This window comes from Pseudoalteromonas sp. RB2-MNA-CIBAN-0110 (genome assembly GCF_040309305.1).
GTDB classification, from domain to species: domain Bacteria; phylum Pseudomonadota; class Gammaproteobacteria; order Enterobacterales; family Alteromonadaceae; genus Pseudoalteromonas; species Pseudoalteromonas arctica.
The window spans coordinates 90,542-100,555 of the sequence record NZ_JBEOOQ010000012.1 but is presented as its reverse complement, the minus strand read 5'-3'; the positions used below and the strand labels follow the sequence as shown (position 1 = coordinate 100,555).

Annotated in this window: 11 protein-coding genes; all 11 read right to left on the bottom strand. The window is 41.5% G+C overall.

All coding sequences use genetic code 11. From position 1 onward, the window contains the following. Nucleotides 1-531: 531 nt before the first annotated feature. Nucleotides 532-1,419 (bottom strand): F0F1 ATP synthase subunit gamma, encoded by an 888-nt coding sequence (locus tag AAEY68_RS08370; RefSeq protein WP_350585814.1) that lies wholly within the window; start codon nt 1,417-1,419, stop codon nt 532-534. After that, on the bottom strand, nt 1,416-2,996 hold the full coding sequence (locus tag AAEY68_RS08365; RefSeq protein WP_350585813.1) for an alternate F1F0 ATPase, F1 subunit alpha: 1,581 nt from the start codon (nt 2,994-2,996) through the stop codon (nt 1,416-1,418). The genes AAEY68_RS08370 and AAEY68_RS08365 overlap by 4 nt, the downstream gene beginning before the upstream one ends. Beyond that, entirely contained in the window at nt 2,996-3,796 is an 801-nt protein-coding gene (locus AAEY68_RS08360; RefSeq protein ID WP_350585812.1) for a F0F1 ATP synthase subunit delta, read from the bottom strand. The genes AAEY68_RS08365 and AAEY68_RS08360 overlap by 1 nt, the downstream gene beginning before the upstream one ends. Nucleotides 3,797-3,799: 3 nt before the next feature. Continuing rightward, a complete protein-coding gene (locus AAEY68_RS08355) occupies nt 3,800-4,081 on the bottom strand; it encodes a F0F1 ATP synthase subunit C (protein ID WP_010552606.1) in 282 nt (93 codons plus the stop codon). 34 nt (nt 4,082-4,115) lie between these two features. Then, nucleotides 4,116-4,805: a F0F1 ATP synthase subunit A gene (locus tag AAEY68_RS08350; RefSeq protein WP_010552605.1), complete on the bottom strand. Its 690-nt coding sequence runs from the start codon at nt 4,803-4,805 to the stop codon at nt 4,116-4,118. Further along, nucleotides 4,789-5,118: an ATP synthase subunit I gene (locus tag AAEY68_RS08345; RefSeq protein WP_010552604.1), complete on the bottom strand. Its 330-nt coding sequence runs from the start codon at nt 5,116-5,118 to the stop codon at nt 4,789-4,791. The genes AAEY68_RS08350 and AAEY68_RS08345 overlap by 17 nt, the downstream gene beginning before the upstream one ends. Beyond that, nucleotides 5,111-5,464: an AtpZ/AtpI family protein gene (locus AAEY68_RS08340; RefSeq protein WP_024607604.1), complete on the bottom strand. Its 354-nt coding sequence runs from the start codon at nt 5,462-5,464 to the stop codon at nt 5,111-5,113. Before AAEY68_RS08340 ends, AAEY68_RS08345 begins: the two co-directional genes overlap by 8 nt. 20 nt (nt 5,465-5,484) lie before the next feature. Beyond that, the gene (locus AAEY68_RS08335) at nt 5,485-5,877 is read right to left on the bottom strand and encodes a F0F1 ATP synthase subunit epsilon (RefSeq protein ID WP_024590342.1); all 393 of its coding nucleotides are present in this window, start codon (nt 5,875-5,877) and stop codon (nt 5,485-5,487) included. Beyond that, nucleotides 5,852-7,309 carry a F0F1 ATP synthase subunit beta gene (gene atpD, locus AAEY68_RS08330; protein ID WP_350585811.1) on the bottom strand — a complete coding sequence of 486 codons (1,458 nt, stop codon included), beginning with the start codon at nt 7,307-7,309 and terminating at the stop codon, nt 5,852-5,854. The genes AAEY68_RS08335 and atpD overlap by 26 nt, the downstream gene beginning before the upstream one ends. After that, nucleotides 7,306-9,690 (bottom strand): phosphoketolase family protein, encoded by a 2,385-nt coding sequence (locus AAEY68_RS08325; RefSeq protein WP_350585810.1) that lies wholly within the window; start codon nt 9,688-9,690, stop codon nt 7,306-7,308. The genes atpD and AAEY68_RS08325 overlap by 4 nt, the downstream gene beginning before the upstream one ends. 70 nt (nt 9,691-9,760) lie before the next feature. Further along, nucleotides 9,761-10,000 carry an SHOCT domain-containing protein gene (locus AAEY68_RS08320; RefSeq protein WP_008168384.1) on the bottom strand — a complete coding sequence of 80 codons (240 nt, stop codon included), beginning with the start codon at nt 9,998-10,000 and terminating at the stop codon, nt 9,761-9,763. Nucleotides 10,001-10,014 lie beyond the last annotated feature (14 nt).

The window sequence follows — 10,014 nt, the reverse complement described above, 5'->3', positions numbered from 1 at the left end:
CGACTGTAGCTCAGTTGGTTAGAGCACTACCTTGACATGGTAGGGGTCGGTGGTTCGAATCCACTCAGTCGTACCAATTCAAAGTAATAAAAAACCAAAAGAAAAAGCACTACCCACTCTTGATCACCCTGTCCAAGTGCCAGCAGTTCGAATCCACTCGTCGTACCAATTCAAAGTAATAAAAATCAAAAGAAAAAGCACTCTCTACTCTTGAACACTCAACTTCAACAGTTAATCATTAATTAACGATCGCTTACAACCAGGTTATAGCTTTATTTCTTGTAAATTATCCTTGTGAGTTTTGTTGACATTTCATGATTAAAATTCATTCAATTTACGGGGGGGTAATCGTGCGCGATTTGTAACCTATTGGGCTCGGTAACGGCTCCTGCGTTACTCTAATGGCTTACATTTTTGTAAGAATAAGTAAAAATCGAGTTACAAAGAGTCAATAACCGCACTGTATAGGCGATGTTTTGATTAAAAAACAACACATACAGCTGCAAATTCAACCTCTAAGATCAACAGTCTCTAGTCTATTTTATTTAGTAATTCATAACCTGCAAGTAAATCACTCAACTCCTCGTCAATGGTACTTTGACGCAGAGTATTAAACTCACTCGAAAGCTTATCAAGTAGCTCTTCAATATTTTTTTCAGCGCGTTGCATTGCGCTAAGACGACTGCTATTTTCGCTGACCAACGACTCGGCACATGCACGATAAAGAGAAATAAAAATATACTCGCGGATCAATGCTCTTATTGTTGTAGAGTGCTTGCAGAGTACTTCTGGCAAAGCTTTAGTTGGCCATAAAATATTTTTAAAATTATCTCGCCATTGCTCGTCAAGTGGGAGTAATCGCTGAGACACACATTCATAAAGCGCGCCTTGTTTAGGTTGATTATAAAACACCAATACACGGCAACCAGGATTAAGAACCAAGCTTGATTCACTGTCTATTTGAATTTGCCTAACTAAGGTATCTATATCGTGAACACTCACTGGCACTGTGTATACTTTTACTAAATTAAAGCCGGCATCGGTAAGTCGAGATGCAGCACGTGCGCCTACTACCCAAATTAGAGGTGGCTGGGTCTCGTTACTTAGCGCTTTAATTGTAAAGTCGGTAATACTTTCATTAAATTGCCCTACCAACCCTTGATCTGAGCCGAATATGATCACACCCACTCTGCTTTCATTTATATTTTTGGGTTGTGGTGAAAATTGAAATGACATGTCATCACGCAAACTCGCACTTAATCCTAACTCAACTGCCCGGTAGTAATCGGTCAATGAGCTAATCGATTTTTCATATTGCCCAATACTCGAGGCAGCAAGTGCCTTCATCGTTTTTACCACGCCTTGTAAATCACTTGCACTGGCTATTTTATGGCGTAAATTAGCGGCACTATTGCTCATGTTGTTATTGCCTTGTTTTCAGACTCAAAATCAACAAGTGCGCGCTTAGCCAACTCAACAATTGTTTCTCGATCGTCATCACTTAAGCTTTTAGCGGTATCAAATCTATCACACAAAGTATCGTCTAACTGCGCAACTGCTTTTTTAAGAATATTTTTTGCGTCGTTTATTTTTAGCAGTTCAATCGAATCTAAAAAGCCATTACTGAGTGCGAGTAATAGCATAATTTGCTCAGGCACTGGCATAGGTGATGATTCAGATTGATGTAAGCTCGCTCGAATACGCCGTCCATGTTCAATTATACGCCGTGTATCATCATCAAGTCGGGCACCAAAACGAGCAAAGGTTTCTAGCTCTTCAAATTGAGCATATGCAAGCTTTAAATCGCCAGCAACTGCACGAAACGCAGCACGCTGTGCTTTACCGCCCACACGAGAAACCGACTTACCAACGTCAACGGCTGGTAATACACCTAGAGCAAATAATGAGGGTGATAAATAAATTTGTCCGTCGGTAATCGAAATTAAATTAGTTGGAATATAGGCTGAAATATTTTGAGCTTCGGTCTCTATAATGGGGAGTGCGGTCAAGGAACCACCGCCACGTTCTTTATTTAAATGGGTCGCACGCTCTAGTAATCGTGAATGAATATAAAAAATATCCCCAGGAAATGCTTCTCGTCCGGGCGGTCGTCGTAACAACAAAGACAACTCGCGGTAAGCTCTTGCGTGCTTAGTTAAATCGTCATATACAATAAGTACATCACGTCCTTGCTCCATAAAATATTCTGCAATACTGGTTGCAGCGTAAGGCGCTATATACTGTAAGCCCGGTGGCTCATTACCCTCTGTTGCAACAACAACCGTATAAGCCATTGCATTTTGCGCGCGTAATATTGCTATTGATTTAGCGACCGTTGATGCCCGCTGACCAATAGCGCAATAAATACAAATTACATTTTGTTCTCGCTGATTTAAAATCGTGTCTATGGCTATAGCTGTTTTACCTGTTTGCCTGTCACCTAAAATAAGCTCTCGTTGTCCTCGCCCTATTGGGATCATCGCATCGATTACAATAAGTCCGGTTTGCAAAGGCGTAGTAACAGGAGAGCGGTCCAAAATTGGTGCAGCTGGACGCTCTATTGGTAAACGCTGCTCGGTTTGTATAACGCTTCCACCGTCTAGTGCCTCGCCAAGTGGGTTTATCACTCGCCCTAATAGCGCATTGCCAACCGCTACATCCATTACACGACCACTGCGGCGCACTTCATCCCCAGCTTGTAAGTGGGCGTATTCACCTAAAAGCACAACACCGACTTCTTTTTCATCAATATTAAACGCAATTCCAAGCACATTACCGGGAAATATAATTAGTTCCTCAAAGCCAACGCCAGGTAATCCCGACACCTTCGCAATACCCGTTGATACACTGGTAATAATACCAACCTCATGTAAGTTCAATTGTGAGTTAACTGTTTTTAGCCCTTGCTGAATGTGCTTAAACACATCACCAAACGCGTTTCTTAAACTGTGTATTTTTGTGTTTTTATTTTGAGTGTTTTCGCTAAGGTCACTCATCACTTATCAACAGATTGAGAAGTTGTAGGCTGAGCTGTTTTTTGTTTTAGTAACATATCAACTTCCTGCTCGATTGATTGTAAGTAATCGTCAATACTCCACACCAGCTTTTGTCCATTGACACATAACTCAATCCCGCTAATAAGGCTCTCATCGGTGGTGAATTTAATGGTAATATCTTTTGAAAACACAGTATTAATAGCATTCTTAAGTGCTAAACGCTGAGATTCAGTTAGCTCAAACGCACTTTGAATTAAGGCAGGTACAAATTCACTATTTGTATTTAGCGCCTGCGCTAAAGTAGTTTTTTTGTCGTCATCAAGCTTATATAAGCGGGCTGTAAACACCTCACATATTTGTTGTTCTAAAGTTGTTGATGCCAGTTCAGTTAAGGTTTTGCGACTAATAGCAAATACCTCTTGCTTAACTTTTCGACTTAAAGACTCCTTTAAATTATCAGTCTCTTTTACTATATTTTGTTGATATTTAGTGCCCCAGCTTTGGACTCTTTTTTGCGCCTCTAACATAAGTGTTTGCTCTGCTTGCTTAGCACTCACGCTTACTTGTTGCATCTTTTGTGTACGTTGTTGTTCAAACTCTTCATTTTTCAGAAAAAACTTTTCACGCTCCGCCAGTGCTTCATTTTGGTTTGTTTCAGCATCGTCTAACTCAGCGGCTATACGCTCTTCTCGCTTATCAATAGCGTGCAAAATTGGTTTATATAAATAGCGTTTTAGTAACCACACCAAAATTAAAAAATTAACCACTTGGGCTGCAACTGTAAACCAATCAATTAGCATGGTTTAACTTCCTGCAGCTTGTGCGATAGCGTAGTTCCAAAACGGATTGGCAAAAATAAGAATCATCGACACGACAAAACAGTATATTGCGGTCGATTCGATCATCGCAAGCCCTACAAAGAGCGTGCGCGTAATAGTTGCTGATGCATCAGGTTGCTGTGCTAATGCACTCAATGCCGTTGCTACTGCTTTACCTTCGCCAAGCGATGGACCTAAACAACCAAAACTAATTGTAATTCCTGAAATAACGATTGATGCCATTGCTATCATTGTCATGCTATCCATGTTCTCTCCAAGTATGATGTGTAGAAATACGTGATTAATTAACTCGTTGTTTGGCTGGTTTTACTGAGCGCGTAGCCGCAGCAATATAAACGGCGGCTAAAATAGTAAAAATATAAGCCTGTACTAAGCCTGTAAGCAAACCCAGTGCCGTCATTACGATTGGGAATATAAAGGGTGTAATGGTTAACAAAATGCCAATGATCATTGCCCCGCTCATCATGTTGCCAAATAACCGCACAGCCAGAGCAAGTGTCCGTGATAATTCGCTAATAATATTAAATGGCAACATAATAAAAGTAGGAGCCATATAAGATTTTAAGTAATTGCCAAGCCCTTGTTCACTGATACCAAATAAAGGCACTGCAATAAATACAGTGAGCGCCAGTGCTGCTGTAGTCGATAACGACGCCGTGGGTGGCTCATAACCCGGAACAATGGTGAACATGCTCGCGGTTACTAAAAATAAAAACAGTGTGCCTAAAAAACCAAGGTATTTTTTAGCGTCATTCAAGCCTACGTCTTCAATTTGTTGTGTGATCCCCGTTACTATAATTTCTAAAAAATTTTGCCAACGAGAACGCTTTAACGTGGTTGAAAGCTTACGGGTTATCAATATCGAACTAATCACCAAAACCAACATTAAAACCCAAGTGAAAACGATGGTTGCATTGAGTTTTAAAAAACCATTTTGCCAATAAATAACCGTATCAGGACTCAGGTGCATGATGTGTCACCTTTGCTAAATGAGAGGTTGATGCAGTACGGGTAACATAAGTGGTAATAAAACGGGCTATCAAAAAGCTAAATAAACACAGTGGTAATTGCAACCAAGATCTTGATAATAAGTCACTCGTCATCACACTATAAAAGCCACTTAAAGTAATTCCCATGCGTATAAATAAACTCAGCACAACCCATAGCGCTGGGTGAGTCGATACCATACTTTTTTGCACCGTCCACCACAGGCCACCAAAAAATAAGGCACCAAGCATTAGACCTACACTAACAATAATTAATACGCCAACTAGCTCATGCATCTTCGTCATCCTTTTGCTCTTGATGTATCGCGCTGTCTTCTTTGCTCATCCAGTGCCACGCGTTAAAGCACCCAAGCGCCAAACCCGCCACCAATAAAGCCAATGTCCATGACCGCTCAGTGGCATAATGCGAGTCGATATACACACCTAAACTTGCACCAAGTATGGTTGGCACTGCAACCGACCAACCAATAAGGCCCATCATTCCTAAACCAAACCATATTTTTTGATGGGAGTTAAGCCTTGCTTTTAGCTTACGCTGGGCTTTTATTTCTACTTGTTCTGCAAGTGTTGATGAACTGCTTTGTGAGTCTTTTGAACCTAGGTCGTCTTTTTTGTTTGTCATAAATAAATAGCTTTTAGTGGTTAAAGTCGAAAACGATTTAAAAAGCTACTTTCTAATTTAGCCATTACTGTTCTTACTTGTTGTGCTTGTTCATTGAGTGCCAAAAACTCTTTATCTACAGCACTGCGAAGTGTCGCCAGATCAGTACCTAATATGGCACTTCGCACCGATACCAGCACAGTGTTTCCTGTTTTAATTAATACGCCCTCATCTACGGCTACAAATATCTCACCGTCTTTTTCGCAATTAAATGTCAAAATACCTGGGGTTAGTGGCGCAACACAGTCAAGGCGATTGGGTAAAAATCCGTACGATCCTTCGCTTGTTTCGGCAACAACATGAGTCACATCATGCCTGTCGAAAAATATCTCATATGGCAGCAATAATTTAAGGTGTATCTGAGTTTGCGTCACCGCTTGTATCCTCATTATTATTTACTGTGGATTTTATTTTGACCTCACTTATGGCACCTATCATATAAAGTGCACTCTCTGGCACGTTTTTAAATTCATCTTTTAAAATGCGTTCACACCCATCTAGCGCATCATCAAGGCTAACAAGTTTGCCTTTATAACTAGTAAATTGCTCTGTTGTAAAAAATGGCTGAGTAAGAAAACGTTCTAAACGCCTTGCGCGTCCAACAATGTTGCGGTCCTCAACTGATAACTGTTCAAGCCCTAACATAGCAATAATATCTTTGAGTTCATTGTATTGCGCTAAGGTGCTACGTACCTTTTGTGCAAGTAAATAGTGGCGCTCTCCCACAACCCCGGGGCTCGCCATTTTTGAATTAGATTGCAGGGGATCTATAGCCGGAAATAATCCTTCGCTAGCGCGTTTACGAGAGAGCACAATAGAAGCAGATAAGTGCGAAAATGTATGAACTGCGGCCGGATCGGTAAAATCATCGGCAGGTACATACACCGCTTGAATAGAAGTAATAGCACCATTTTGTGTATTGGCAATTCGCTCTTCTAACCCAGCAAGCTCTGTGCCCATAGTAGGCTGATAACCAAGCCTTGAAGGCATTTGCCCCATTAAGCCCGATACCTCAGAGCCTGCCTGAATAAAACGAAATATATTGTCGATTAGCAACAGCACATCTCGCTGCTCATCATCACGAAAATACTCAGCCATAGTTAAAGCTGCATGCCCCACCCTAAAACGACTCCCAGGTGGCTCGTTCATTTGCCCAAAAATCATCGCCATGTTTGGCAAAACGCCCGCGTCTTTCATTTCGCGATAAAGCTCTTCGCCTTCACGGCAGCGCTCACCTATGCCACAAAATAGGCTAACACCTTTGTGCTTGCCCACCATATTGTGAATCATTTCAGTCAATAACACTGTTTTTCCAACACCTGCACCGCCAAACAATCCCGCTTTGCCACCACGTTCTAACGGCACCAGCACATCAATTACTTTTATACCGGTTTCAAAAATCTCTGATTGAGTTGACCGTTCGGTTAATGGCACTGGCTTATTATGTACAGAGCGCCACTGAACATCTTTAAGCTCACCACCGCCATCAAGCGTGTTACCAAACACATCAAACATTCTCGATAAGGTTCCTTTACCAACAGGGGTAAGTAACGGTCCACCACTGTCAACAACTTCCATGCCACGCGCAAGTCCTTGTGTAGGCGTGAGCGCAATTGCTCTTACATGATGCTCATTGCGCTGCTCTAGCACTTCAAAAATACACTGTTTATTTTCGCCAGCACTAAGCATTGAATTAATCGCAGGTAGCTTTGTGTCAAAACGCACGTCAATTACGCTGCCGCGTATAGCGGTAATTGTACCGAGATTTTCAAATTTACTAATCGTGGATTGAGCTACAAAATTCATTGATGCGCCTGCCACTGCCAATTACGAATTTCAGGGAGATCTTGCCCATGCTTATTAATATATTTTTTATGCTCAACAAGCTTTTCTTCAAGCTGTTTTTTTAGTGCGTCTCTTTTTGTACCCAAGTTTGGCAGGCGTTCCAGTGTGTCTAACACTAAATGAAAACGATCAATCTCGTTTAATACCGTCATATCAAAAGCAGTTGTAATAGTGCCTTCTTCTTTATACCCGCGAACATGAATATTATGATGATTATTACGCTTGTACGTAAGCCTATGAATAAGCGTTGGGTAGCCATGAAATGCAAAAATAACCGGCTTATTAATAGTAAACAGAGTGTCAAAATCCTCTGCGATTAACCCGTGAGGATGTTCGGTATTAGGCTGTAAACGCATCAAATCAACCACGTTAACAACCCGGATTCTAAGATTACTAAAATGCTCGCGTAAAATCATAACGGCTGCCATCGTCTCCAATGTAGGCACATCACCACAACAAGCCATCACCACATCAGGTGTTGCATCTACGCTATTACCCGCCCATTGCCAAATGCCAATCCCTGCCTCACAATGTTTAACAGCTGCCACCATATCTAACCATTGCGGCGCAGGATGCTTGCCTGCAATAACTACATTAACGTAATGACGACTTCGCAAACAATGATCCATTACCGACAGCAAGCAGTTAGCATCAGGCGGTAAATAAACGCGCACAATTTCAGCTTTTTTATTAATAACATGATCGATAAAACCCGGATCTTGATGGGTAAAACCGTTGTGATCTTGTCGCCATACATGCGATGCCAGTAAATAATTAAGTGAAGCTATTTTTTTACGCCATGGTAAACCTGCCGCCACTTTTAACCATTTAGCATGTTGATTAAACATCGAGTCAATAATATGAATAAACGCTTCATAACTATTAAACAAACCATGGCGGCCGGTTAATAAATATCCTTCAAGCCAACCTTCGCATTGATGTTCACTCAGCATTTCCATTACTCTGCCACTAGGCGAAAGCTGCTCATCGTTGCTATGGGTTGCTGCATTCCACTGTCTATCGGTTACCTCTAACAGTGCACCTAAACCATTGGATACTGTTTCGTCGGGTCCAAATACTCTAAAATTACGTTGCTCGTCATTAAGCTCAACTATATCTCTCAAAAATGGACCTAAAACTCTGGTATCACCAATTCCGCGTATACCGGGAGAGATTACTTCGCATGCATAATCGCGAAAATCAGGCATATGTAAATCTTCTAGCAGCAACCCACCATTCGCATGAGGATTTGCCCCCATACGGCGATTCCCCGTTGGGGCCAATTCAGCAAGCTCTGGTAATAAACGCCCTTGTGAATCGAAAAGTGTTTCTGGATGATAGCTACGCAGCCAGCTTTCTAATAATTGCAAATGATCTGGATGAGCTGATGGGCTAGAAATAGGAACCTGATGCGCACGCGATGTTCCCTCTATCTGAAAACCATCTACGAGCTTTGGACCCGTCCACCCTTTAGGTGAAATGAGGATAATCATTGGCCAACGTGGACGAGTTGGATCGTTATTATCGAGAGCATCTTTTTTTATTTTTTTTATTTGATGTATTGCGACATCAAGTGCTTTAGCCATAGCCTGATGCATTAGCTCAGGCTCATGTCCTTCAACAAAAATAGGGCTCCAGCCATAACCAAACATTAATTGCTCTAATTCTTCATGGGTAATACGCGCTAAAACGGTAGGATTCGCAATTTTATACCCATTCAAATGCAATATAGGGAGAACAGCACCGTCACTGATAGGATTAAGAAACTTATTAGAATGCCATGCAGTTGCAATTGGCCCTGTTTCTGCCTCACCATCACCCACCACACAAGCAACTATTAAGTCTGGATTATCAAATACAGCTCCAAATGAATGACTCAAAGAATAGCCCAGCTCGCCACCTTCATGAATCGAGCCCGGACACTCGGGCGACACATGACTAGGAATGCCACCGGGAAACGAAAACTGTAAAAACAGTTTTTGCATACCTGCTTTATCTTGGCTTATATCAGGGTAAATTTCACTGTAGGTGCCCTCAAGATAGGTATTAGCAACCATAGCTTGCCCGCCATGCCCTGGGCCAGATACATAAATCATATTTAGATCGTGTATTTTAATAACACGATTTAAATGCGCATAAATAAAATTTTGCCCGGGTGTTGTTCCCCAGTGCCCAAGCAACATATTTTTAATATCACTTAGTATCAGTGGGCGCTCTAAAAGTGGGTTATCGCATAAATAAATTTGACCTACCGACAGGTAATTCGTGGCACGCCAATATGCGTCAATTAACTCTAATTCTTTTGATGTTAATGAAGGAAGAATCATATGCAGGGTTTCCATCTTGTCGCATCCAAAAATGCTTAAGCCATGCTCTATATAAGAGCATGGCGAGGATTAGCCAGCGCACTAACTACGCAGTGGTAGTTATGTCCTGTTTTTTTTGCTCGAATTCTTTTTTGTCAATATCGCCGCTGGCGTATCTTTCATTAAGAATATCAATTGCTGTTTTATTAGACTCTAACCCATAGCGTCTATGGGTTCGGTAGCTATAACCCCAATGGCTTAAACTCGATATGAGCAATAACCACATACCAAACCATAAAAACCAACCCCAACCTGAGTACCACTCACTCCAAAACTCATGACCCATTTTAATCTCCACTT